This is a genomic window from Boseongicola sp., from assembly GCF_057460485.1.
Genome location: NZ_JBVCWP010000004.1, coordinates 1 through 24,306 on the forward strand (window position 1 = coordinate 1; position 24,306 = coordinate 24,306).

A 24,306-nucleotide genomic window follows, 5' to 3' on the forward strand; every position below is an offset into this window, starting at 1 on the left:
CCATCATCGGTCTTTCCGCCGCCATTCCCGTCGCAGACGGCGCCTCCGTCTGGGAGCTTGGCACCTTGACCTTTGCTGACAACGGCTACGGCACAGTCACGGTCGAAATGGACGACGAACTTCCCTTCACACTCAACGTCACCGGCCCGGACGGCGAAGACGGCATTGTCGGCTTCACCATCCGTCAGCCCGACGCCAAGCTAATTGCCTCCGGGACACCAGACAACTTGCGGTATGACTTCGACTACCCAACCGTCGAGATGACCGATTTCATCATGGAAGGCCCGGAGGTCCCGGATGATGTCCCCGTAGACTTCGATTTCACCCTCTCCGCGCTGACCGGCTTCGTCGAATTCACCGGAGCAGACGCGCGCTCCTACGACAGCGAGACGGCGCTGGACCTTCTGTCGCTGGTCATGAACTTCCGGGGCGAAACGCCCGAGGAAGGGTCCGGTGCGTTCAGTCTGACGATGAAAGACCTGACACAAACCACGCGCGGCTCCGTCGGCAATATCGCGCCGAACATGTCTCTTGCACAACTGATCGAAGCCGGAACGACCCAGATCGGCAGCGGCACGCACGGCGAGGTCACATACGACATCATAGTCGACACCTCAGATGGCAACTTCCAGATGGCCGCCGCCGCCCTTTCGGGTGAAATCAGCGGAGCAATGGACAAAAATGGCATCTCCTACGGTGGGACGACAAACGACGTCACCGTCTCCATCGGCGGCTCGACCATCCCGCTTCCGCCGATGACTTTTCGCATGGCCCAAAGCGGCGGCGCATTCTCGGTGCCCCTCGTCCCGGGCGATGATCCGCAACCTTTCGCGCTTTCATTCACTATGGTCGGCCTGGAAATTGACGATATGCTTTGGGGCATGATCGATCCCGCAGGCGCCCTGCCGCGCGACCCGATCACGCTTCTTGTCGACACGGGCGGCAACGTCATCGTCAGCCAGGATTTCACCGCACCCGAATTCGCCGAAAGCGGCACCCCAGGCATCCCCGGCTCGATCGAGGACCTGAACGTCAACGCCCTGCAGCTGACCATCGCGGGCGCTGAACTGACGGGCGACGGCGCATTCACCTTCGACAATTCGACGGGCATCCCGACGCCTGCAGGCGTTGCGAACCTGATGCTTTCCGGCGGCAACGGCTTGCTCGACAAGCTGGTCGGCATGGGCCTCGTTCAGGAAGAACAGGCAATGGGCGCGCGTATGATGATCGGCCTCTTTGCCCGTCCGGGCGGCGGAGAAGACACATTGCAGTCCACCATCGAACTGAAAGAGGACGGCTCAGTCCTTGCCAACGGTCAGCGCATCCGCTGATCCGAGTTCAATAAACCAGCAATTCGCGGCGTCCCATCGGGGCGCCGCTGTCGTTTTATAGCTTGCCCAGACCTTGCGGCACCCGCCTGTCCGGACTACCTCAAAACGAACCCCGCCAAAGGACACTGCATGACTGACCTTGCCAAGCTGACCGACGCCCTTCTGTCCGCCGCCAAAAATGCGGGCGCGGACGCCGCGGACGCCATTGCAACCTCTGGCACATCGGTCACAATCAACGTTTTGAACGGAGCGCTTGAACAGGCAGAACGCGCCGAAGGGACCGACATCGGTCTACGTGTTCTCATCGGCAAACGTCAGGCCTGCGTATCCGCCTCTGACACCTCGCGCGACACCATTGCAACCATGGCGGAACGCGCTGTTACAATGGCCCGCCTTGCGCCCGAAGATCCGTATATCGGTCTCGCTGACCCCGACCAGATCGCCAAAAACTGGGATGTCGCGGCCCTCGATCTGGCCGAAGACGCACCCGAACCCGACGCCAAATACTTCCAAAACGCCGCCCTGGCGGCCGAAGCCGCCGCCCTGTCCCACAAGGGCATTACCCAAGCCGACAGCGTCGCCGCAGGCTATAGCCACAACGCCATCCACCTGGCCGCATCAAACGGTTTTTCCGGCGGCTACGCGCGCACCTCGCACGGCCTCTCCTGCGTTGCGATCACCGGGACCGGCGCAGACATGGAGCGCGACTATTTCGGCGACAGCCGCTCCCACGCCGGCGACATGATGACGCCTGAAGAAATTGGCCACATTGCCGCGAAACGCACATTGGAACGCGCAGGCGCGACCAAGCCGCCGACCGGCGCTTTCCCCGTCCTGTACGACGAACGCATCTCGTCCGGCCTCATCGGTCACCTGCTGCAAGCCGCCAATGGGGCGTCCATCGCACGCGGAAGCTCGTGGCTTCGTGAGCGTTTGGGCGAGCAGGTCCTGCCCAAAGGCATCACTTTGACCGAAGACCCGCACCGCGCCCGCATCCGTGGCTCCAAACCCTTCGACGCTGAGGGTCTCGCCACCCAAGCCCGCAACATCGTCGAAGACGGCGTGCTTATGGGCTGGACGCTCGACCTTGCGACCGCCCGCAAACTGGGCATGCAAAGCACCGCCTCCGCCGCCCGCGGCACGGGAGGCCCACCGACCCCCGGCACCGGCAACGTCTCAATGACCCAAGGCAACCAAACCCACGCAGATCTGATCCGCGATATGGGCACCGGCCTCCTCGTCACGTCACTGATCGGCTCGTCGATCAATCCAACAACGGGCGATTACTCCCGAGGTGCCAGCGGCTTTTGGGTTGAAAACGGCGAGATCACCTACCCGGTTACCGAATGCACCATCGCGGGAAACCTCCACGAAATGCTCGCCTCACTCATTCCCGCAAACGACGCCCGCGCGCACCTTTCGCGCGTTGTTCCATCGCTCCTTGTCGAAAGTCTCACGATTGCTGGCGCCTGATCTCGAGCTCCTCAAAACCGCCGCGCTTGAGGCTGGCGAGATCGCCCGAAAATACTGGCGCGAGGACCCACAAGTCTGGGACAAAGGTGGCGACGACCCCGTGTCCGAGGCCGACTTCGCCGTCGACACCCATCTGAAAACAAGCCTCCTCGCCGCGCGCCCCGACTACGGTTGGGTCAGTGAAGAAACCGAAGACGATCCGGCCCGCTTTGCGACGACGCGCGCCTTTGTCATCGACCCCATCGACGGCACCCGCGCGTTTGTCGCTGGCGAAAAAACCTGGGCGCACTCGCTGGCCATCGTGGAAAACGGCAAACCCATCGTGGCCTGCGTCTACTTGCCCGTGCGCGATAAACTCTACCTTGCCACCAAGGGTGGCGGCGCCACACTGAACGACGCACCAATCAACGCTGCCGCGAACCAATTCGGCGACGAGACCACGCTTCTTACCCCAAAAGTCACGCTTAAACCCGACTTTTGGAAAGCGGCCCCCCCAACCTTCGACCGTCACTTCCGCCCGTCCATCGCCTACCGCCTCGCGCTTGTCGCGGAAGGCCGTTTTGACGGCATGCTGACACTGCGACCAAGCTGGGAGTGGGACATCGCCGCGGGTGCGCTTCTTGTCACCGAAGCGCGCGGACAAGCCACGGATCGACGCGGCAAAACGCTAACTTTCAACACCCCAAGTCGCCAATCAGCGGGCGTCGTGGCCGCGGGAAACGGCGTGCACGCGGCCCTGATCGACCAACTCGTCTGAGGCCATTGCTTCCAGATCTTTCGCCCGCCATATCATGGTTTACTGGTAACTCCCGCTTAGATACCGCAGTGTGGGTCTTCCCCGCGTTCTCACGGAAACGACAAATATGACGAACGATGCAAGCCAAGTGGAGCGGCCCCTTTTGGTGATCGGCTGGCACGAATGTATCAGCCTGCCCGAATTAGGCCTTTTTGATTTTGCCGTGAAGGTTGACACGGGCGCGAAAACAACCGCCCTTCATGCCGAGAACATCGAATTGTTCAGACGCGATGACCAGAAATGGGTGCGCTTTACGGCGCCTTCCATTGTGGGGACGCCGGGACAAACCTGTGAATTCCCGGTCTTCACCAAACGCGACATCACCAACACCAGCGGCTCGCCCGAAAGCCGCCTCGTGATCCGGACACCGATGATTCTTGCCGGGCGTCGTTGGAAGATCGACGTCTCGCTGACGGACCGGGGAAGCATGGTGTTTCCGCTTATTTTAGGACGCCGCGCCTTGCGCCGCCACAACATCGCCGTGCATGCGGGAAAATCCTACTTGGTAAGCGCCCAGCCCAATCTTAAAGGACCAAAGACATGAAAATTGCCATGCTCGCACGCAATGCCGAACTTTACTCACACAGGCGCCTGAAAGAAGCGGCAGAGGAGCGCGGCCATCAGCTCGATATTATTAACACTCTGAGGTGTTATATGAACATCGCGTCGCGCAGGCCCGAGGTCTATTACAACGGCGAAAAGCTGGTTGGGTATGACGCCGTGATCCCTCGCATTGGTGCGTCGATCACCTTCTACGGCATGGCTGTTTTGCGGCAGTTTGAAATGCAGGGCGTCTACCCCTTGAATGAAAGCGTTGCCATCGGCCGCTCGCGAGACAAATTGCGCTCGATGCAACTTTTGGCGCGCGATGGCATTGGTCTGCCGGTGACCACTTTCGCCCATGACCCAAAACAGACCGAAGAGGTTCTCGAGCTTGCAGGTGGCGCGCCTGTGGTGATCAAGCTGTTGGAAGGCACGCAAGGGATCGGTGTTGTTTTGGCCGATACAAAGCGGTCCGCGAAATCGGTCGTCGAGGCTTTTCGCGGTGCGGGTGTGAACATCCTGCTCCAAGAGTTCATCAAAGAAGCCGGCGGCACTGACATCCGTGCGATCGTCGTCGGTGGCAGGGTCGTGGCCGCAATGAAACGCACCGGCGTAGAAGGCGACTTTCGATCGAACCTGCACCGTGGCGGATCCGCTGAACTGATCAAACTGTCACCAGAAGAACGCTCGACGGCAATTCGATCCGCCAAAGCGATGGGCCTTAATGTCTGCGGAGTGGACATGTTGCGGGCCAATCATGGTCCGGTTGTGATGGAAGTTAACTCCTCTCCCGGTTTGGAAGGGGTCGAGAAAGCAACCGGCCTCGACATCGCAGGCAAGATCATCGAATACATCGAAAAACATGCGAAACCCAACGCAACCAAGACCAAAGGCAAGGGATGAAAAAACGTTCTGGTTTCGAGATCGCCGGCGCAGTCGTTGAATCGGGCACCCGCAAAACCATCGAAATCCCTGTCAGCATGCTGTCAGACCACACACCCGTCACCCTGTCCGCCCATGTCATCCACGGGCGCAGCGATGGCCCCACAGTTTTTGTCAGTGCGGGTATCCACGGGGACGAGGTGATCGGTGTCGAAATCGTGCGCCGATTGCTGCGATCCAATCTGAAATCCTTGCAAGGCACCCTGATTGTCGTGCCGATTGTGAACACCTTCGGTTTTCTCAACCATTCGCGCTACTTGCCGGACCGCCGCGATCTTAATCGCTGCTTTCCTGGATCACCGAACGGGTCTCTGGGCTCGCGGCTTGCGCATATTTTCCTCCATGAAATCGTCGGGCGCTGTTCGCTTGGCATTGATCTGCATTCGGCGGCCATCAATCGCATGAACCTGCCGCAGGTGCGCGTTTCGGCCAACAACCGCGAGACATTGCGGCTCGCAAAAGTTTTTGGTGCGCCGGTCATTCTGACAAGTGCATTGCGCGACGGAAGCTTACGGCAAGAAGCCAAAAAGATCGGCGTCGATGTCCTGCTCTACGAGGCCGGCGAAGGCATGCGGTTTGATGAAATGTCCGTCCGCGCAGGGGTGGCCGGAATTTTACGCATTTTGAAAGAGATAAAAATGTTGCCCAAGGCAGGGATCGCCAAGCCAAAGGCAGACTCGTTGTTGTGCTCGGACAGCAACTGGCTTCGCGCACCGGCGGGCGGGCTTTTACGCATGTTCAAAGCGGAAGGGGACGTCGTTGGAGAAGGCGACATCGTTGCCGCGATTTCGGACCCCTTCGGGGAAGGCGAGGTCGAGGTCAAAACTCGATACGCAGGCATTATCGTGGGACGCGCCGTCATGCCAATCGCCCACGAAGGCGACGCGCTTTTCCACATTGCGGCTGTTAAATCAGGCGACGACGCAGAAGCTGCTGTTGATGATCTGGCAACGCAGCTGGAAGAGGCCCCTTTGTTTGATGAAGACGAGATAATCTGATGTTCGCCAAAGGGTCCGAGCATCTCTTAAGGCAAGCCAGCATTGCGTTCTAAGAGGCGATGCGCGCCAGTTCGAACCAATGACCCACCCCTAATCCTGCGAACGCATGCACCAACGCAGGTACCGGAAACGCCAAAACGGCCAATTCAGCCGCGGCTTGACCCCACGCAGCAGGCGTTTACCCTGCACCTCAACAACGGGAGACCCCAATGACCCAGCGCCTACATCTCGTCTTCGGCGGAGAGTTGACAGACCCCTCTACCAACATTTTCCGCGACGTGGATGATATCCATATCGTCGGGATTTATCCCGATTACGCGACGGCTTACAACGCCTGGAAATCCGAAGCCCAGCGCACGGTGGACAATGCCCACATGCGCTATTTCATCGCCCATTTACACCGTTTGCGCGACGAAGAGGCGCCTGCGTCGTCGACTGAGGAGCTGGGCAGCTGACGACGCCCAAACCCCGCCTTATCTCTCGGCTCTTTTACAACGCCACGCGTCTCGCCGACCGCACCCTCCGCCGCGATAACCCCGCCCCCCCCGAACGCGGTCCCGAGCGATTGGGGCATACGACGGCAGAGCGTCCAAAGGGATGTTTGCTCTGGCTTCACGTCAGCGACCCGTCAGACGCAGGCAGCATCTCCGCGCTCACAGCCGAGCTTTCGTCGATGCGCGGTGAACCGATCTTTGGGCTCGTCACCTCGTCCGAGAACGCAGCGCCATTCAGTGCAATTGACGAAACGGCCATCCATCAACTGGTCCCCGGCGACACCAAAGGCTCAGTCAATCGCTTCCTCGAACACTGGAAACCCGACGTGGCAGTGATCGTCGGCGCGCCAGACCGAACCGTTTTGCTTACCGAAGCGCATGCGGCAGGAATTCCACTGTTTCTTGCAACAAACACCCAAAGCGCCTCTGCCTTTGGGGGGGGGCTGAGCAATTCGTCGCTCTCAATCCCGGAGATTTTCCGCGGCGTATTGGTGTCCAATTCCGCCGATCTAAAAGCGCTTGTCCGCCTTGGCGTTCCCGATGCACGCATTGCTGTCACAGGCCCCTTGCGCGACACAGCACTCGCGCCTGCTTGTAACGACGCCGACATCACTGCCTTGTCGGAAATTCTTGGCGGACGACCGGTGTGGCTTGCCGCGGAGGTGTCAGCTTCAGAAATTCCGGCTCTTGATGCGGCGCAACGGCGCACGGTCCGGGCCGCGCACCGGCTTTTGCTCATCATTGTACCGAAGGTTCTATCAGACGGACCTGCAATCGCGGGATCCTTGGAAACACACGGCTGGAGAACCGCGCTCCGCTCTTCGGGCGGGCGACCCGACGAAAACGTCCAAGTCTATATCGCCGATACCGACGAAGGAATGGGCCTGTGGTATCGTCTTTCGCCAATCACCTACCTCGGCGGTTCGTTCGATCCCGAGCTTCCCACGTCAGATCCCTATGGTCCTGCCTCCCTTGGCTCAGCTCTGCTGCATGGACCCGAAGTCAGCGGCGCCGTTCCCCGGATCCAGCGCCTACGAGCCGCAGAAGCAACCATGTTGATCAAGGACCCCGCAGGCCTCGGCGCCGCCGTTTTTGAGCTGTTGTCTCCTGACAAGGCCGCCAGATTGGCCCATGCCGGGTGGGCGACCACATCCGAAGGCGCGCTCGCGGTCGAAGCGCTTGTGACCATGATCAATCTTACATTGGATGGCGAGGAGCCGGCGTGATGCGCACACCCTTGTTCTGGCAAAACCCACCCGAGCAACCGGGATGGCAGGCGCATCTCCTTAAGCCATTGTCGTCGCTTTACGGCTTCGCCACAGCCCGCCGCGTTCGCAAATCACCAGATATCACGCCGAATTGCCCGGTGATCTGCGTGGGCAATCTGAGCGCAGGTGGCACCGGGAAAACGCCCACGGTAATCGCCCTTATAGAACATCTGCGACCCCGAAACGTCCATGTTGTGTCTCGTGGCTACGGCGGCGCCGAAACGGGTCCGACCCGTGTGAGCGAACGCAGACACAAAGCCGCAGATGTTGGGGACGAACCCTTGCTTATCGCGGCGTTCGCGCCGACGTGGATCGCTCAGGACCGTGCCGAAGGGGTTCGAGCTGCAGAAAACGACGGAGCGGAGATCATCCTTCTTGATGACGGATTTCAAAACCCGTCAGTCGCCAAATCGTTCAGTATTGTGGTGGTTGATGCCGCGCTGGGGTTTGGAAATGGACGCATTCTGCCGGCGGGGCCTTTGCGTGAACCCGTAGAACAGGGCCTGAAACGCGCCGATCTGCTGCTTAGTATCGGTGACGAGAATGCCCAAGGCCATTTCCTTAAAAAGTGGGGACCACGCGTGTCTGTGCCGCACGCTACCGCGCATCTCAAGACGTTGGAAACCGGCATGGATTGGCAAGGTCAGCGTGTCATGGCGTTTGCGGGCATCGCTCATCCCGAAAAGTTCTTCACCACCCTGCGCGGACTTGGGGCGGACCTGATCCGCACCGAGGCGCTTTCCGACCATCAGCCTTTGTCCGACGGCTTGATGAAGCGGCTGGAAATCGAAGCCATGGCGCTCTCTGCGCAATTGGTCACAACAGAAAAGGATGCAGTGCGGTTGCCACCAAGCTTCCGCCAGAAAGTCTTAACACTGCCTGTAAGACTAGAGTTCGATGACAAAGCGCATTTGTCAGAGGTGCTTAATCGCCTGACTTTAGCCTGATCCGCCCGGCATCTGCGTTCAACTTAGGCGATGCCCGATTGGGCGCCAATTCGGCATCCGAGAACACAATCGGGGTCCGCACGCCGGGCACGCCCTCATCACTGACCTGCATGCCGCGCGCAACGACCTGAGGGTCACGAAACACCTCGGCCATATCGTTTATCGGCCCGGCCGGAACACCCGCTTTCTCACAGGCCGCGAGCAAATCCGCTTTCGTCCAGCCCCGCGTAATTGCCGTCAGAATATCCGTCAAAGCCTGCCGATTGGCGATCCGATTGGCGTTGGTATTATAGTCTGGCGCATCCGCCAATCCATCCGTCTTCAGGACACTGCAAAGCCGGTGAAACTGGCCATCATTCCCAATTGCCACGATAATCCAGCCGTCCGAGCAATCAAACACCTGATAGGGCATGAGGTTCGGATGCGCGTTCCCTAGCCGCGTCGGAGAAACGCCCGTCGCCAGATAGTTCATCGCTTGATTGGATGTCATCGCAACCGCTGTATCCAGCAAAGAAAGATCGACGTGCTGACCAAGCCCCGTCGTTTCACGCTGCCGCAAGGCCGCCTGCACCGCGATCACCGCATAAAGCCCAGTAAACAGGTCCGTGATGGCTACGCCTGCCTTCATCGGCTGCCCGTCAGGGGCGCCGGTGAACGACATCAGCCCGGACATACCCTGAATGATGTAATCATAGCCTGCCCGATGCGCGTATGGCCCATCCTGCCCGAAACCGGTGATTGAGCAATAGACCAATCCTGGATTGACCGCCTTCAGGCTTTCATAGTCCAACCCATATTTGGCAAGGCCACCAACCTTGAAGTTCTCAATCAAAACATCGGCGTCTTTGACCAGTTCCAGCACAAGGTCCCGGCCCTCCTGGGTTCGGAAATCTGCCGTGACCGAGGATTTTCCACGATTGCACGAATGGAAATAAGCGGCCGAACGCTCTCCGTCGTGGTCAATAAATGGCGGGCCCCAACGGCGGGTTTCGTCGCCGTCGGGGCTTTCTACTTTTACGACATCAGCGCCCAGATCCGCCAGCGTCTGGCCGGCCCAGGGACCAGCCAAAACGCGTGCAAGTTCAATGACCTTGAGGCCCTGAAGAGGCGGCATTACTCGCCAAGTGCCGCGTTGATGATATCCGCCATCTCGGCATAGGGCATATTCGAATACAGCTCGCCATTGATGATGAACGTCGGCGTCGACTTCACGCTATCTTCCTCGGCCAGCTGCAAATACCGTGCGTACAGCTTTTGGGCGGTATCGGCATCAGAAAAGCACTGATCAAGTTGTGTATCTGTCAGACCAGCAGTCTTTCCAAACCGACGCAGGCTATCGACGATTGCAGCCGGGTCTTCCTGACGAGCCCAGACGCGCTGATTTTCGTAGATCATCTCGGCGATTCCGAAATAACGATTCTCGGCGCCCGCACCGCAGCGCGCGACGATCGCGGCCCAAAGTCCCTGCCGGTCGAAATAGACCTCGCGATAGACGAACTTAATCTTTCCGGTGTCGATGAAATCTTTCTTGAGGTCCTTGAAAGACCCTGCGTGAAACGAGGCGCAGTGGGGACAAGTAAACGAGGCGTACTCAACGACCGTTACCTCAGCGTCCGGGTTACCGAGGACCATCTCGACGATATCCGACGTGTCGATGTCGCTGGCTTCCTGCGCCACGGCTGATTGTGTCGACAGGAAAAGTGCCGCAAGCACTGCAAGGAATGTGGCTGCAAAAGCCGACTTTGTTCGGTTCATAACAAGAATACCTTTATTTCTGTTTAGACTGAGATATGACATTCGCGCCCAAACGTTCAAGGGCGTCTCGCAGCGACGTATCGTCCACGATTTCAACTGTTTGCGCTGCCTTTTGTCGGGCAGCGGGCGTCACTTGGGGCTTTTGGGGTCCGGCCGCGAACGGCGACTGCTCTTCGGCAAACCCGCGCGGTGTGGTCTGGGTCAGACGGACTTTTTGGATCGCCGCATAGCCGTAGCATGCATTAACCCGCTCGCGGATCGTCTCTTTTTGCATTTCGACCATGGGAGCCTCGGCGCCCTTCACCAACAGGGTCAGCGTCGCCCCAAAGCTTTTGCCGTAAATAATATCGATCGGCCGTGCCATGCCGCATAAATCGGCACCGATGATCTCGTCCCAATGGGTCAAAAGCCGAGATACCGCAAAGCCACGCGTCTCGCTCGCCGTGCGAACACGGTTTGCAACAAGATCGGATGCGCGCTCGAAACCGCGCTTGCGGCGAAAGTCCTTCAATGCCTTGCCTTCCGTGACGTTGCGCGCATCTTAAAGCAGCAGGGCGCCAGTGCCACTCTAAAGCCAATAACGAGGACATAAACATTGCGTGAGACACCGCAGAGTGCCGATCTTCTCTTATGGTACGACGCCAACGCGCGCGTTTTGCCCTGGCGAACAAGTCCTGTCGGTCGAAAAGCAGGTCATTTGCCCGATCCATACCGCGTCTGGATGTCCGAAGTGATGCTGCAACAAACCACCGTTGCCGCTGTGCGCAGCTACTTTCTTCGCTTCACCGAGCTTTGGCCGACGGTCACTGACCTTGCAAATGCCGATGACGCAGCCGTCATGGGCGAATGGGCCGGCCTTGGCTACTATGCGCGCGCGCGAAATCTGTTGAAATGCGCCCGCGTGGTTGCGACCGACTACGGCGGAACATTCCCCGATACACACGGAGCGCTTCTGAAACTTCCGGGCATCGGCCCTTATACCGCCTCTGCAATCGCCTCGATTGCCTTTGATCGCCCCGAAACAGTGGTCGATGGCAACGTCGAACGGGTCATAAGCCGGCTCTTTGCAGTTCACACGCCCCTTCCGACCGCAAAACCCGAACTCACCGCGCTTGCCGCAGACCTTACGCCCAATGAACGCCCCGGAGACTATGCTCAGGCCGTGATGGATCTTGGTGCCACAATTTGTACGCCGCGAAACCCGACTTGTGGCATTTGTCCTTGGATCAATGCCTGCCAAGCGCGCGCGACGGGCATCGCCGCTGACCTTCCCCGGAAATTGCCCAAAAAAGCCAAACCAACCCGCCTTGGCATTGCCTATCTTGCGCGCCGCCAAGACGGCGCATGGCTATTGGAGACGCGGCCCGACAAGGGGCTCCTCGGCGGAATGCTGGGATGGCCCGGCACCGAATGGAGCGTCGATGCACAAGCTGAAGCGCCGCCTTGCCGCGCCAGTTGGAGTGATCCCGGAGGCGAGGTGCGCCATACCTTCACCCATTTCCACCTGAAACTGTCGCTTCGCGTCGCGGTGGTATCAGAAACCGAAGTGCCAGAACGTGGGCAATTCATCCTGACATCCGACTTTCGCCCCTCCGACCTGCCGACAGTCATGCGCAAAGCGTTTGACCTTGCGTCGGGTGCTTTCGCAATGGATTGAGCCAATAGGTGTGGCGAGTATACTCGCCCGCGACCCACTATGACCGGACAGACGGCCAAACCCGACGAGACAAATCGCGTTCCGCCCGCGCTTTCAAACTGGCTGTCTCTGACGCTGACGCCACACGCGTGGATCAGCGCAGTCAATGGCGGTTGGACGCTCGCTGTGTTGCCGCTTTAAACCTGGGTTGCAGTCTTGGTCCTTGACCAAGTTGACCGGGGTCGACCCGCGCGATCTGGATGCACCACAAGAACCTGCGCGCGCATGGAGACGACAGTTTTATCCCGGCATCACCGACGGGGGCGCCTACAGCGAAGCGCGCAATCCGTGAGCCGCCGAGGTTAGCCGTCTTCGCGGATCGTCTCGTTTTTCGGATCGTAAGGGCTGTCTTCGGTGACCACCGCATCCCAAAGCTTGTTCTGCATCTTCACCTGAAGCTTTGTTCCGGGGCTTGCCCGATCCGGCGAAACATATCCCATCCCGATCGACTTTCCGAAGGCCACGGAATAGCCGCCGGATGTCAGACGCCCAACGCGCGTTTCTCGATCATAAAGCGCCTCGCGGCCCCATGGATCTGCATCGTCGGGACCGTCGATCAAAAGCGTCACGCACATCGAGCGGACGCCGGTTTCAACCATACGGTCCTTGCCGTAGAAATCCTTCTGAAGATCAACAAAGCGGTTCAGGCCTGCTTCAAGCGGCGTCGCGTCGCGACCAAGTTCTGTTCCGAACGCACGATAGGATTTCTCCTGGCGAAGCCAGTTCTGCGCCCGCGCGCCAACCAACTTCAGCCCCTGCGGCTCGCCCGCTTCCATCAGTTGGTCGAACAGATAGTTCTGCATCTCCATCGGGTGATGCAATTCCCAACCAAGCTCTCCGGTATAAGCTACACGGATCGCGTTCGTCGGGCACATTCCAAGCTCAAGGCGCTTGCCGCTCAGCCATGGAAAGCGCTTGTTAGATAAAGCGGTCTCGGGGTCGGCGTCACTCACCAGCGATTTCAGGACATCCCGTGACTTCGGTCCGGCAAGCGCGAAAACGCCGTGCTGCCCTGTGCAATCGTCCAACCACATCGGACCAAAACGCCCCACATTGTCGTTCATTGCCTGCGCCAGATAATCGCTGTCATAAGCCTGCCAGGCGCCAGCGCTGACAAGGTAATACGTATCCTCGGCAAGGCGGACGATCGTGTATTCCGTCCGTGTCGTGCCGTGGCTGGTCAACGCGTACGTCAGATTGATCCGCCCAACGCGCGGCAACTTATTGCAAGTAAACCAGTCAAGAAACGCCGTCGCCCCCGGTCCACGCAGCTTGTGCTTGGTAAACGCCGTGGCGTCGACCATGCCAACACCCTCGCGGACCGCTTTCGCTTCATCATGCGCGTATTGCCACCATCCGCCGCGGCGAAAGGACCGTGTATCGTGGTCGAACGACGAGGGCGCGTCCAATGGGCCGAAGTAATTCGGACGCTCCCATCCGTTCACCTGACCGAACTGCGCGCCCCGTGCTTTCATCCGATCATAAGACGGAGCCGTCTTCAGCGGACGGCAAGCTTCACGCTCCTCGTCAGGGTAGTGAAGAACATAGACGTGCGAATAGCATTCCTCGTTCTTGCGAGCCGCATATTCGGTCGTCATCCACGCCCCGTAGCGCTTGGGGTCAAGGCTCGCCATGTCGATCTCGGCCTCGCCTTCAACCATCATCTGCGCAAGGTAATATCCTGTACCGCCTGCAGCGGTGATGCCAAAGCTAAAGCCCTCAGCCAACCACATATTGCGTCGACCCGGCGCCGGTCCAACCAAAGGATTGCCGTCAGGCGTATAACAAATCGGGCCGTTGAAATCGTCCTTCAACCCGCAATCTTCACAGGATGGCACGCGATGGATCATCGCGGCGTATTGCTCCTCGATCCGCTCAAGATTGAGCTGGAACAAGTCAGCCCGGAAACTATCGGGGACACCGTATTCAAAGCGAGCCGGCGCATTCTGCTCATAGACTCCCAAAATCCAACCACCACGCTCTTCGCGCACATAGGATTGCGCGTCTGCGTCCCGGATTACCGGGTGTTCGGGGTTATTTTTACGCCATTCAACCAAAGCAGGGTCCTGGTCCATGACGATAAACTGATGTTCGACGGGAATAGCCGGGATCTTGATGCCCAACAGGTTGGCAGTGCGTTGCGCATGGTTGCCGGTAGCCGTCACAACATGTTCGGCGTGGACGACGATTTGCTCGTCCGTCGCCACCAGGTTGCCCCCTTTTTCGGCCATCTTTGTGCAAGTCACATCCCAATGATCACCAGTCCAGTGATACCCATCGACCTGCCATTTCCGCTCGATCACAACACCACGCTGTCGCGCGCCCTTGGCCATCGCCATGGTGACATCCGCCGGGTTTATGTAGCCATCCGTCGGGTGATAAATCGCGCCCTTGAGATCATTCGTGCGGATCAACGGCCATCGCGCCTTGATATCATCGGCCAACAAATGTTCGTAGGGCACGTCGCATGTCTCGGCCGTTGCCGCATAGAGCATATATTCGTCCATACGATCCTGTGTTTGCGCCATCCGCAAGTTGCCGACGACAGAAAAGCCGGCATTCAACCCGGTCTCAGCCTCAAGCTTCTTGTAGAAATCGACCGAGTATTTGTGGATGTGGGTCGTCGCGTAGGACATGTTGAAAAGCGGCAACAACCCGGCAGCGTGCCAGGTGGACCCTGACGTCAGCTCATCACGCTCAAGAAGCACCACATCATCCCACCCGGCCTTCGCCAAATGATAGGCGATTGACGTTCCAACTGCGCCGCCGCCAACGACAAGCGCTTTGACATGGGTCTTCATGGGGCGAATCCCTCCTGCATTTTCACGGATTTAAGCGCATATCGGCTCGAGACGTCAGATTCATCCGACATAGCAGCGCATAAAACCGACAAGCGCTCCAATCTCCGCCGTGGCCCCGAAACACTTGCGGACGCCGGGACCAAAGATAGGGATCGACACCAGCTACGCAAATGCACCAAGCTGCCGCCCAAACGGGGGACACAACTGTGCTGAAAACTCTTGCTATATTCTTGGCTGGCGCCGTCGTCGGCGCACCTGCCGGAGCGTTCCTGTGGTACGCGTTTTCACCGCTCTTTTTCGACGAAGTCGTCGTCGAGACCCTGGCGGAAGCCGAAATCGTCGCCACCGGCACCTTCCGGAACGCGGACAGCGCGCATCAAGGCTCGGGAATGGCCACGCTAGTTGCCCTCCCCGGCGGCGGACATGAAATTCAGCTATCCGAGTTTCAGGTGACAAACGGTCCCGACCTTGAGGTCTGGCTGTCGGCGCACCCGGACCCTGCCGCGTCGTCTGATGTGGCGGACAATCAATGGGTTGGACTTGGCCAGTTGAAGGGTAATATCGGAGATCAAGCCTACTCGGTTCCGACAGATGTGGACGTTTCCTCATTCCAATCGGTGGTAATCTGGTGCGAACAGTTCGGTGTCTTGTTCTCGCCCGCAGCCCTGTCCCCACCTTCCTAAAACAAGCGACCTTGCCGCGCAGGTCATCGCGTTGCATCCTTCCGGGATGGAGCAAGTCGACAGCCTGACAGGACAAATTACCGACCTTTGGCAACAGGCCACGGCGCAAGGTACACTTTTGCTTTTGCCATCAAGGCTTTGGCAACTTGGAATTCTTGTTCTTTGCATCGTTGTCGCATGGGTTTTGACGCGCTGGATAAGGCCAACTTTTCACGAGTGGATCCGCACACTTGCCGGACGGCCAAAATGGCAGCTTCGTGCGCTTGTTGTCCTGCACAGGCGGTTAGGGCTGATCCTTTTTTCGATCCTGATCTGGATCGCAGCAGCGATCATGGCCGAAGTAACGCCGTTTGTTTCACGCAGATTTCTGCTTGAACTTGTCGGTACAATCACCGTCGCGATTCTGCTTGTCGGTTTTGCCGTGCGGCTCGTTCAAAATAACTTTCTGCGCCAGATCGTAACGTGGTTTTTGTGGATTTATGTGACGCTCTACTACCTGGGCATCATCGATGAGATTTCGAATTTCCTCGACAGTCTGGCACTTTCTTTCGGGGACATGCGGCTTTCACTACTGACGGTCCTACAAGCCCTTATCGCCATTGGGGTCCTGTTTACGCTCGCCCGGATCACGACATCAACAGCAGCGGCCCGCATTCACGCAAACGGCGAAATATCGCCGTCGATGAAGGTTCTGGCGGTTAAATTCATCCAGGTCTTTCTCTTTGGTGCGGCGTTTTTCCTTGGCCTGAAGATCGTCGGAGTCGATCTGACCGGTCTCGCCGTCCTTTCAGGCGCAATCGGTGTCGGGCTTGGTTTTGGCTTGCAAAAGGTCGTCTCGAACCTTGTGTCCGGCATTATCATCCTTCTCGATAAATCAATCAAACCAGGCGACGTGATTTCCATCGGAGACACCTTTGGCTGGATCAATGCTTTGGGTGCGCGGTACGTCTCGATCACAACGCGTGACGGCCGTGAATACCTGATCCCAAACGAAGACCTCATCACCGGTCAGGTCGTCAACTGGTCGCATTCAAATGATTTTGTCCGGCTCGACATCCATTTCGGCACGGCCTATGGCGACGATCCTCACCTGGTGCGCAAACTGGCGAATGAAGCTGCCGCAAGCGTCGGCCGTGTCCTGTCGGCAAAGCCGCCCGTCTGCCACATCACAGGTTTTGGGGACAGTTCTGTCGACTACATCCTGCGCTTTTGGATTACCGACCCGACCGACGGCCTCACGAACATCCGTGGCAACGTCTACCTTGCGCTGTGGGATACTTTCAAAGCCAACGGAATTTCCATTCCATTCCCGCAGCGAGAAGTCCGCATGTTGGATCACCATCAAGTTCCCGCGAGCGCCGACTGACCCCTTTTCTTTGGTTTGCGAAAGCTATATCTCCAAGCCGTTAAGTGCTTGGGGGTTGGTGTGCGATTTTGGGGCCGGATAAAAACGTTTGCGGTCGCGGGCCTTTTGGCGTCGACAAGCATAGCGGTCGCGGAAACCGACATTAGCGCTGTTTTCTCTCCGTCAACCGAAGATCTCCGCGATGACTTGATCGCTGCCTCGCTGATCCTGCAGGCCGAACGCGACGGCACAACCGACACCCAGGAATTGCTCGCAGCCGCCCGCGCGGACTACGAACGGCTGCTTGCCGTGCTCTATGACGCCGGCCATTTCGGCGGCGTGATCTCGATTATTATTGACGGTCGCGAAGCCGCCAATATCCCACCGCTGAATGCGCCGGATCAAATCGACGCCATCGCGCTCAGGATAAACGTGGGGCCGATTTATCGGTTCTCCGAAGCCAATGTCGGCCCGCTTACGTCGCAAACGGAAATCTCCGAAGACTTCCGCCGCGGCGCAGTCGCTGGCACAGGTGCTATCCGCGATGCGGCGCGGTCCGCCATTGCCGGGTGGCGTGACAATGGGAATGCGCTGGCCGACATCGGTCAGCAACAGATCATAGCGCGCCACGACGAAAACCGCATCGCCGCAAATATCAGCGTTGAACCCGGCCCGGTGCTTGCTTTCGGCGACATTGGAATCGTCGGCAATACTGACGTGCGCACGCGGCGCATCAATTCAATTGCAGGCCTTGAGGCCGGAGAGCGATTTGACCCTGCCGAAATCATCCGCGCCGAGCGGCGCCTTCGCCGGACAGGTAGCTTCCGCTCGGTTGTCATTACAGAAGGCGATACCGCCACAGCGGACGGCACGCTTCCCCTGACGATTGAGGTCGCCGAACAAACCCCGCGGCGCTTTGGTTTTGGGGCAGAATACAGCACGATCGACGGCATGCGACTGACCGGTTTCTGGCTTCATCGCAACTTCCTTGGCGGTGCGGAACGTTTCCGCGTCGACAGTGAAATCGCCGGGATTGGCGGCGAAACAGGCGGCGTTGATTACGGAGTTGACTTGCGCTACGAACGCCCCGCGACCCCGCGCGCCGACGTCGATCTTTTTGCCGAGCTGGGCTTCGAGCAACTTAATGAACCCGATTTCAGATCCAAAACCGGTGAATCCACGCTTGGTTTTACCCGTTATGCCACGGATGAACTCGTGGTCACATTCGGCGTGGGGTATCTCTATTCCGAAGTCGACGACGACTTTGGTAACGAAACATACTCTCTGATCAATCTGCCACTTGGCCTGACGTTGGACCGTCGCGACGACGCGCTCGACCCTACAAAAGGCATCTTCATCAAAGCCGACGCGATCCCGTATTACGGCCTTGGAAGCACGGAAAGTGGCGCGCATCTGAAGCTGGACACGCGTGGTTTCCGCACCTTTGGCGATACTGTCCCAGTGACCGCAGCCCTCAGACTTCAATTCGGCTCGTTGATCGGGCCATCCCTGACCGAAAGCCCACCGTTTTACCGGTTCTACTCGGGCGGTGGAGGAACCGTGCGGGGGCAAGACTATCAATCGCTTGCCGTTGATGTGGGAGGAGATCGCACGGGGGGGCGCAGCTTTGTGGGAATTTCCGCCGAGGCGCGCATGCGCTTTAGCGAAACCATAACGGTCGTGGGATTTTACGACTGGGGATTTGTCGCAGCCGAAAGCTTTGTCGACGGTGGCGGCGATAGCCACTCCGGAGCGGGCCTTGGCTTGCGGTACAATACCGGGATCGGCCCGATACGCCTTGATCTTGCAACCCCTGTCAGCGGCGCCGCGGATGCGTCCGATTTCTATATCTACGTCGGCATCGGGCAGGCATTCTGATGCGAAAAACGATTACCTCCGCGATGGCTCTGATACTGCTTGCGGCCTCTGTCTCGGCGCAGGAAAGGCCAGGCCTGTTTGACCGCCTGTTTGGTGGATCACAAGCAGAAGACGCAACCGAAGACCCTGGCGGCTTTCTGGAACGTCTGATCGAAGATAACCTTTCCGGAGATGGCCGCGACGTTGAAATTTCTGGATTTTCAGGCGTGCTTGGCGGCCGCGCCACGATCAAAACCTTCACGATCTCAGACACAGATGGCGTCTGGCTTTCGCTTTCCAATGTGGTGCTTGACTGGAACCGCGGCGCGCTTTTGCGGGGCCGCATCGAGGTTGCCGAGCTGTCCGCTGAAAATATCTCCCTGCCGCGGCTTCCCGTTGCGCCCGAAGCTGCGCCCCCCGCGCCCGAAGCCTCAGGTTTTCGGCTCCCGGAACTGCCCGTTTCCGTGTCAATCGAAGGCCTAAGCGCGGGACGGCTCGAAATTGGTGCACCCGTGTTCGGCGTCGAGACCATCGCCTCTCTTCAGGGCGGTTTCCGCCTGGAAGGTGGGGAGGGGTCAGCACAACTTGACGTATCCCGCCTGAACGGAGACGGCCAGTTAACCCTTGATGCAAGTTACAGCAACGAGACCGAGAACCTCGCGCTTGATCTGTCGCTGACCGAAGCCGCAGACGGGATCGTCGCCAATCTCATAAATTTGCCGGACAGACCGCCACTGGCCTTTTCAATTCAAGGCGAAGCGCCGCTTTCGGATTACGCCGCAGACATCCAGCTTGCAACCGACGGCGAAGACCGCCTGACAGGCCGGATCATCACCGTAGCTCCGACAGATGGCACCGACGCCACGCGGATCATTCGGGCTGACATCCGCGGTGATATCGCGCCGCTTTTCAACACCGCCTATCAGCCGTTCTTTGGCCGCGATACGGCACTGGTTGCCAACGTCACAACATTTGCAGATGGCCGAACCGATATCAGCGACCTTTCCCTATCCGCCGAGAGCCTCGCTCTCGACGGTCGGATTTCGCTTGCACCTGGTGGCCTCCCCCGGGAAATTGCTGTGACCGGACAAATTAGCAATCCGGCGGGTGGCGCCGTGCTTTTGCCGCTGTCCGGCCCTGAAACCCGCGTCGATCGCGTTGATCTGGACGTGTCCTTCGATGCCGCACAAGACGATCTGTGGACCGGACGTTTCGAGATCGCGGGACTGAACCGCCCTGGGTTTTCGGCACAATCCGTGTCCCTAGACGGCAGTGGTCAGATTGACGCCACAACGCCACAAACGGTCACGGCACAATTGCGCTTTGCTGCGACCGCGCTTGATCTTGGCAACCCCGAAGCCGAGCAGGCCCTCGGCGAACGCGTCACCGGCCAGCTTGATATCGACTGGACGAACGGCGAGGCTCTGCACCTGAGCGACTTTGCGATCAAAGGCGAAAGCTACGGCCTTACCGGCAACGCCGACGTGGCCTTCAATGACAACGGGCCCCAGATTACTGGCAAAGCGGTTGCCAGCGCGACGCGTTTGTCCGCGTTTTCAGGCATTGCTCAACGCGCTTTAGGTGGCGCCGCCGAACTTACGGTCAATTTTGAAGCTGAGCCGCTCGCCGGGTTCTTTGATATCGCCGCCGAAGGCGCGACGCGAGACCTCGTAGTCAGCCAGCCGCAGGCCGATGGTATTTTGGAAGGCGAAGTCGATCTTTCCATCAGCGCACGTCGAAATACGAACGGCACCTTCCTTAATATCGAGCGGCTAAATTCCCCCAACGCCGAAATCACCGGCCGCGCCACATTGCGCTCTGGGGCCTCACAGATCGAGCTGGACGCCCGTCTCTCCGACGCGTCCTTGATCGTGCCGCAAGTTACGGGACCAGTGCGCGTCGCGGCCGATGCAAATGAAGTCGACGGACGGTGGGAATGGACCCTCGACAGCGGCTTTGAGCGTACAATCCTGACCGCAACCGGTACGGCGGTCGACATTTTTGACAGACCAGTTATTGCCGCAAACGGCCGCTTGGCCGCAGACGACCTTGACGATTTTTCCGAATTGGCGGGCCGACCGCTTTCTGGCTCTATCGACACAGCCTTCACAACCGAGATCGTGGCCGACCTTAGCCGAGCGACCCTGAACCTTGATGGCACAGCCTCTGACTTGAAAATTGGTCACGAGCAGGCCGATGCTTTGCTCTCGGGCGACCTCGCACTTGTGATCGATGTCGCAATGGCCGATCAGGTCTTCACGCTGCGGCAATCGACAATAGACGGTCCCGCCGCAAGCCTTTTGGCGGATGGCATCCTATCAAGCACGTCCGGCGCACTTGAGGTCTCGGGCCGCCTTACAGATATTTCGACGGTCTTGGCGGGTGCTCCGTCAGGTCCCCTTACGTTTGAAACTGAAACGGTCCGCGAAGGTGACAATTGGCGGTTCGACGTCAAGACGGATGGCCCCGCGATCAGTCTTGCATCCAACGGGGTCGTGATTGATCCAACCGGCCCGGCCCCCGCGATTGAGGGAGCAGTTAACACCGCTCTTTCCGATCTTTCAATCTTTTCTGACCTTGCGCAACGACGATTAACCGGATCCCTCACGGTCGACGCCTCGGGCCGGGCCACCGCCGATTTGTCAAGCTTCGACATCACCGCCACCGCAAGCGGTAACAACGTGACGACCGGTATCGGGGAACTTGACACCGCCTTGGCCGGGGCTTTGTCCGCCGACATCAAAGCCGCGCGCGACGGAGACGCGATCAGCATCGAAACGGCGCGCTTTTCAAGCAACCTCGTTTCGGCAACCGCCCAAGGCGCGCTCGGTCCAGTCGGAAGCGCTATCGAGATCGACGCCCGTCTGGCCAATGTGGCTCCCTTCGTCCCCGGCTTCGCTGGGGCCGCAAGCGTCACCGGCACAGTCACACAAGCCGACCAACAACGCCTTGAACTTGATCTTGACGCCACAGGCCCCGGTGGCGCGCGGGCCACGATCGCCGGAAGTGTCGCCAGCGATGCGTCGAACCTTGCACTCAGCGTCAGCGGCGGCGCGCCTCTTGGCCTGCTTAATCGCTTCCTCGAGCCCCGCTCACTCTCGGGCGACGTCGCTTTCAATCTCCGTATTGATGGCGCACCAGCCCTTGAAAGCCTTTCGGGTCGCATCACAAGCGCCAATGCCCGACTTGTCGCACCGACCATCGGGATCACTTTGGACGACACCAATCTGAACCTGACACTCGCAAACGCCCGTGCCACGATCTCCGCGGCAACCAATGTCTCGACAGGTGGGCGCCTGGGTGTCGAAGGCCAGATATCACTCACTGGGCAGCGCGACGCCGATCTCGACATCCGTCTGATCGAAGTCGTCCTGAGCGATCCGCAGCTTTACGAGACTGAAATCAGCGGCACCATCACTATTGATGGCCCACTCGCCGGAGGTGCGCGTATCGCCGGAAATCTCGGCCTTGGCGAAACAAACGTCCGCATCCCATCCTCAGGCTTCGGCGGAGCTGGCGCAATTCCAGAGATTATCCACATCAACGAACCGCCACCGGTCCGCAAAACGCGTGATCGTGCAGGGATGCTTGAGCGCGACGCCGATGCCCGCGCCGGAGCCGGCCCGGTCTTCCCGCTGAACATCAACATCGCTGCACCAAACCGTATTTTCGTTCGCGGCCGGGGTCTCGACAGCGAATTTGGCGGAAGTCTGCAAATTACGGGCACAACCGCAAACGTTATCCCACAGGGGGCGTTCAATCTGATCCGCGGACGGCTTGATATTCTTGGGCAGAGACTGGCGCTCGAGGAGGCAACCGTAACAATTCAGGGCTCTTTCATTCCTGTTCTGCGCATTCGAGCGACGACCGATGCCGAAGACGTCAGTGTCGCGGTCATCGTCGCCGGACCTGCCAACAATCCCGAGATCACCTTCACGTCGGAGCCGGACCTGCCACAAGAAGAGGTCCTCGCGCGGCTTTTGTTCGGTCGCGAACTGCAAAGCCTGTCGCCCATTCAGGCCGGGCGTCTTGCGCTTGCGGTGCGCAGGCTCGCCGGCCAGGGCGGCGAGGGGATCATATCCAACGTCCGCAAAGGCCTTGGTTTGGCTGATTTCGATGTCACCAGTGACGCAGATGGCAACGCTTCGGTCCGCGCAGGCGCCTATCTTGGAGAAAACATCTATACGGACGTAACCGTCAACGCGACGGGAGAAACCGAACTGAACCTGAACCTCGATCTCAGCAATTCCCTCACCCTAAAAGGGTCCACCGCAACAGACGGAGATACCAGCGTCGGCGTGTTCTTCGAGCGCGACTACTAACTGTTTTTGTCATCATTCTTGGAAATGGCTTTCCGCAGTGTTATGTTTGACGTATGGGCATGCTTTCAGCCCAAGCTTTGGTGCTTCTCAAGGAGGACAATGTCCTGTCACACGTCCACGATGCGGTCCGTGAACCGGCCGCAAGCGGAAGCGGTCGCATGACGACCGCGAACACCGCCCCACTGACGAGCAAGGCTTTGCTCGACGAAATTATCACATCGCTGGAAGACGACAAGGCGGAAGACATCGTCAAAATCGACCTGCACGGCAAATCCGAGATGGCAGACTATATGGTTGTCGCATCCGGTCGTTCCTCACGACAGGTGTCAGCAATCGCCAACCATCTGGTCGACTCGCTGAAGCAGAACCACGGCCGCTTGTCCAAAATCGAGGGCAAGGAAACCGGCGACTGGGTTCTCGTCGATGTCGGCGACGTTATCGTCCATGTGTTTCGTCCGGAAGTCCGCGAGTTCTATCAGCTTGAGAAAATGTGGCTGACGCCCGGCGGACCCGGTTCTATGCCAGCCTAAAGCGGGCTGGGATGAAACTGAAAATAGCGGCGGTGGGCCGGCTACGTGCTGGCCCCGAAGCTGACCTTGTCCGGGACTATATGGCGCGGTTCGACAAAACCGGCCGCAACCTCGGGCTCGGACCCGTTTCACTGCACGAGGTTGAGGCAAAAAAGGGCGGCATGGCGGCGGAAGCACATCTGCTTGAAAAAGCCATCGGCCTCTCTGCTCCCGTTTGCGCATTGGACGAACGCGGCAAGGTGATGTCTTCCCCAGATTTTGCAAAACTGCTTGGCACCTGGCGCGATCAGGGGGCCGCAGAGCCTGTGTTCATGATCGGCGGTGCCGACGGGATAGACCCAAATTTGCGCGCCCGTGCCAACATCAGTCTCAGTTTCGGCAAAATGGTCTGGCCGCATATGCTTGTCCGGGTAATGCTGGCCGAACAACTCTACCGCGCAGCATCAATCCTTGCAGGCAATCCCTACCATCGCAGCTGAGCGGACACCCGGTTGCTCGGTGTAAAAACCGACCAGGGCACCGCCC

General features: G+C 58.9%; 22 protein-coding genes. 18 read left to right on the forward strand and 4 right to left on the reverse strand.

From position 1 onward, the window contains the following. The 9 genes from AC221Y_RS01410 to lpxK all read left to right on the forward strand — a co-directional run. A partial coding sequence (locus tag AC221Y_RS01410; protein ID WP_486706674.1) for a DUF2125 domain-containing protein occupies positions 1-1,331 on the forward strand: 1,331 nt, incomplete at its 5' end. A 129-nt stretch (positions 1,332-1,460) separates the two neighbouring features. Beyond that, positions 1,461-2,804 carry a TldD/PmbA family protein gene (locus tag AC221Y_RS01415; RefSeq protein ID WP_486706675.1) on the forward strand — a complete coding sequence of 448 codons (1,344 nt, stop codon included), beginning with the start codon at positions 1,461-1,463 and terminating at the stop codon, positions 2,802-2,804. Beyond that, complete coding sequence (locus AC221Y_RS01420; RefSeq protein WP_299758393.1) at positions 2,791-3,561, forward strand: 3'(2'),5'-bisphosphate nucleotidase CysQ; 771 nt, start codon at positions 2,791-2,793, stop codon at positions 3,559-3,561. Before AC221Y_RS01415 ends, AC221Y_RS01420 begins: the two co-directional genes overlap by 14 nt. Positions 3,562-3,667: 106 nt before the next feature. Then, entirely contained in the window at positions 3,668-4,144 is a 477-nt protein-coding gene (locus AC221Y_RS01425) for an ATP-dependent zinc protease family protein (RefSeq protein ID WP_299758392.1), read from the forward strand. Continuing rightward, positions 4,141-5,046, forward strand: coding sequence for a 30S ribosomal protein S6--L-glutamate ligase (rimK, locus tag AC221Y_RS01430; RefSeq protein WP_299758391.1), 906 nt, complete (start codon positions 4,141-4,143; stop codon positions 5,044-5,046). The genes AC221Y_RS01425 and rimK overlap by 4 nt, the downstream gene beginning before the upstream one ends. Beyond that, positions 5,043-6,083 carry a succinylglutamate desuccinylase/aspartoacylase family protein gene (locus AC221Y_RS01435; protein ID WP_299758390.1) on the forward strand — a complete coding sequence of 347 codons (1,041 nt, stop codon included), beginning with the start codon at positions 5,043-5,045 and terminating at the stop codon, positions 6,081-6,083. Before rimK ends, AC221Y_RS01435 begins: the two co-directional genes overlap by 4 nt. Positions 6,084-6,292: 209 nt before the next feature. Further along, the gene (locus AC221Y_RS01440) at positions 6,293-6,538 is read left to right on the forward strand and encodes a DUF4170 domain-containing protein (protein ID WP_299758389.1); all 246 of its coding nucleotides are present in this window, start codon (positions 6,293-6,295) and stop codon (positions 6,536-6,538) included. A 110-nt stretch (positions 6,539-6,648) separates the two neighbouring features. Further along, positions 6,649-7,803: a 3-deoxy-D-manno-octulosonic acid transferase gene (locus AC221Y_RS01445; RefSeq protein ID WP_486706676.1), complete on the forward strand. Its 1,155-nt coding sequence runs from the start codon at positions 6,649-6,651 to the stop codon at positions 7,801-7,803. Continuing rightward, positions 7,803-8,792, forward strand: coding sequence for a tetraacyldisaccharide 4'-kinase (lpxK, locus tag AC221Y_RS01450; RefSeq protein ID WP_486706677.1), 990 nt, complete (start codon positions 7,803-7,805; stop codon positions 8,790-8,792). The genes AC221Y_RS01445 and lpxK overlap by 1 nt, the downstream gene beginning before the upstream one ends. On the opposite strand, the gene AC221Y_RS01455 is transcribed toward lpxK, so the two are convergent. From AC221Y_RS01455 to AC221Y_RS01465, 3 genes are read right to left on the reverse strand one after another with little or no spacing between them, the layout of a single operon-like run. Continuing rightward, positions 8,770-9,906: a CaiB/BaiF CoA transferase family protein gene (locus tag AC221Y_RS01455; protein WP_299751936.1), complete on the reverse strand. Its 1,137-nt coding sequence runs from the start codon at positions 9,904-9,906 to the stop codon at positions 8,770-8,772. The two genes, lpxK and AC221Y_RS01455, sit on opposite strands and share 23 nt — an antisense overlap. Next, the gene (locus tag AC221Y_RS01460; RefSeq protein ID WP_486706678.1) at positions 9,906-10,547 is read right to left on the reverse strand and encodes a DsbA family protein; all 642 of its coding nucleotides are present in this window, start codon (positions 10,545-10,547) and stop codon (positions 9,906-9,908) included. The genes AC221Y_RS01455 and AC221Y_RS01460 overlap by 1 nt, the downstream gene beginning before the upstream one ends. Positions 10,548-10,560: 13 nt before the next feature. Next, on the reverse strand, positions 10,561-11,058 hold the full coding sequence (locus tag AC221Y_RS01465; protein ID WP_299751928.1) for a DUF721 domain-containing protein: 498 nt from the start codon (positions 11,056-11,058) through the stop codon (positions 10,561-10,563). An 84-nt stretch (positions 11,059-11,142) separates the two neighbouring features. Between AC221Y_RS01465 and mutY the strand changes: the two genes are divergently transcribed. Genes mutY through AC221Y_RS01480 form a run of 3 tightly spaced genes read left to right on the forward strand, consistent with a single transcriptional unit; the run spans position 11,143 to position 12,535 of the window. Further along, positions 11,143-12,204, forward strand: coding sequence for an A/G-specific adenine glycosylase (gene mutY / locus AC221Y_RS01470; protein WP_299751926.1), 1,062 nt, complete (start codon positions 11,143-11,145; stop codon positions 12,202-12,204). A gap of 39 nt (positions 12,205-12,243) precedes the next feature. Further along, positions 12,244-12,384 (forward strand): hypothetical protein, encoded by a 141-nt coding sequence (locus AC221Y_RS01475; RefSeq protein ID WP_299751923.1) that lies wholly within the window; start codon positions 12,244-12,246, stop codon positions 12,382-12,384. Between the two features lie 22 nt (positions 12,385-12,406). Then, the gene (locus AC221Y_RS01480; protein WP_299751920.1) at positions 12,407-12,535 is read left to right on the forward strand and encodes a hypothetical protein; all 129 of its coding nucleotides are present in this window, start codon (positions 12,407-12,409) and stop codon (positions 12,533-12,535) included. 10 nt (positions 12,536-12,545) lie between these two features. Here the strand turns inward: AC221Y_RS01480 and AC221Y_RS01485 are convergent, their stop codons facing one another. Continuing rightward, the gene (locus AC221Y_RS01485; protein WP_486706679.1) at positions 12,546-15,044 is read right to left on the reverse strand and encodes a GcvT family protein; all 2,499 of its coding nucleotides are present in this window, start codon (positions 15,042-15,044) and stop codon (positions 12,546-12,548) included. A gap of 206 nt (positions 15,045-15,250) precedes the next feature. Between AC221Y_RS01485 and AC221Y_RS01490 the strand changes: the two genes are divergently transcribed. The 6 genes from AC221Y_RS01490 to rlmH all read left to right on the forward strand — a co-directional run bounded on the left by AC221Y_RS01490 (position 15,251) and on the right by rlmH (position 24,260). Beyond that, complete coding sequence (locus AC221Y_RS01490; protein WP_299751914.1) at positions 15,251-15,727, forward strand: DM13 domain-containing protein; 477 nt, start codon at positions 15,251-15,253, stop codon at positions 15,725-15,727. Between the two features lie 46 nt (positions 15,728-15,773). Further along, the gene (locus AC221Y_RS01495; RefSeq protein WP_299751911.1) at positions 15,774-17,093 is read left to right on the forward strand and encodes a mechanosensitive ion channel family protein; all 1,320 of its coding nucleotides are present in this window, start codon (positions 15,774-15,776) and stop codon (positions 17,091-17,093) included. A gap of 60 nt (positions 17,094-17,153) precedes the next feature. After that, positions 17,154-18,950 carry an autotransporter assembly complex protein TamA gene (locus AC221Y_RS01500; RefSeq protein ID WP_486706680.1) on the forward strand — a complete coding sequence of 599 codons (1,797 nt, stop codon included), beginning with the start codon at positions 17,154-17,156 and terminating at the stop codon, positions 18,948-18,950. After that, positions 18,950-23,251, forward strand: coding sequence for a translocation/assembly module TamB domain-containing protein (locus AC221Y_RS01505; RefSeq protein ID WP_486706681.1), 4,302 nt, complete (start codon positions 18,950-18,952; stop codon positions 23,249-23,251). The genes AC221Y_RS01500 and AC221Y_RS01505 overlap by 1 nt, the downstream gene beginning before the upstream one ends. Positions 23,252-23,409: 158 nt before the next feature. Beyond that, positions 23,410-23,781 carry a ribosome silencing factor gene (rsfS, locus tag AC221Y_RS01510; RefSeq protein ID WP_299750648.1) on the forward strand — a complete coding sequence of 124 codons (372 nt, stop codon included), beginning with the start codon at positions 23,410-23,412 and terminating at the stop codon, positions 23,779-23,781. Between the two features lie 11 nt (positions 23,782-23,792). Next, positions 23,793-24,260, forward strand: a complete 468-nt coding sequence (gene rlmH / locus AC221Y_RS01515) for a 23S rRNA (pseudouridine(1915)-N(3))-methyltransferase RlmH (protein ID WP_299750651.1) — start codon at positions 23,793-23,795, stop codon at positions 24,258-24,260. The last annotated feature ends 46 nt before the right edge of the window (positions 24,261-24,306 follow it).

Coding starts and splice junctions, on each gene's coding strand:
- AC221Y_RS01435 (WP_299758390.1), top strand. CDS start 5,043: ATGAAAAAACGTTCTGGTTTCGAGATCGCCGGCGCAGTCGTTGAATCG.
- AC221Y_RS01425 (WP_299758392.1), top strand. CDS start 3,668: ATGACGAACGATGCAAGCCAAGTGGAGCGGCCCCTTTTGGTGATCGGC.
- AC221Y_RS01475 (WP_299751923.1), top strand. CDS start 12,244: ATGACCGGACAGACGGCCAAACCCGACGAGACAAATCGCGTTCCGCCC.
- AC221Y_RS01460 (WP_486706678.1), bottom strand. CDS start 10,547: ATGAACCGAACAAAGTCGGCTTTTGCAGCCACATTCCTTGCAGTGCTT.
- AC221Y_RS01440 (WP_299758389.1), top strand. CDS start 6,293: ATGACCCAGCGCCTACATCTCGTCTTCGGCGGAGAGTTGACAGACCCC.
- rimK (WP_299758391.1), top strand. CDS start 4,141: ATGAAAATTGCCATGCTCGCACGCAATGCCGAACTTTACTCACACAGG.
- AC221Y_RS01505 (WP_486706681.1), top strand. CDS start 18,950: ATGCGAAAAACGATTACCTCCGCGATGGCTCTGATACTGCTTGCGGCC.
- rsfS (WP_299750648.1), top strand. CDS start 23,410: ATGACGACCGCGAACACCGCCCCACTGACGAGCAAGGCTTTGCTCGAC.
- AC221Y_RS01415 (WP_486706675.1), top strand. CDS start 1,461: ATGACTGACCTTGCCAAGCTGACCGACGCCCTTCTGTCCGCCGCCAAA.
- AC221Y_RS01455 (WP_299751936.1), bottom strand. CDS start 9,906: ATGCCGCCTCTTCAGGGCCTCAAGGTCATTGAACTTGCACGCGTTTTG.
- AC221Y_RS01495 (WP_299751911.1), top strand. CDS start 15,774: ATGGAGCAAGTCGACAGCCTGACAGGACAAATTACCGACCTTTGGCAA.
- AC221Y_RS01485 (WP_486706679.1), bottom strand. CDS start 15,044: ATGAAGACCCATGTCAAAGCGCTTGTCGTTGGCGGCGGCGCAGTTGGA.
- rlmH (WP_299750651.1), top strand. CDS start 23,793: ATGAAACTGAAAATAGCGGCGGTGGGCCGGCTACGTGCTGGCCCCGAA.
- lpxK (WP_486706677.1), top strand. CDS start 7,803: ATGCGCACACCCTTGTTCTGGCAAAACCCACCCGAGCAACCGGGATGG.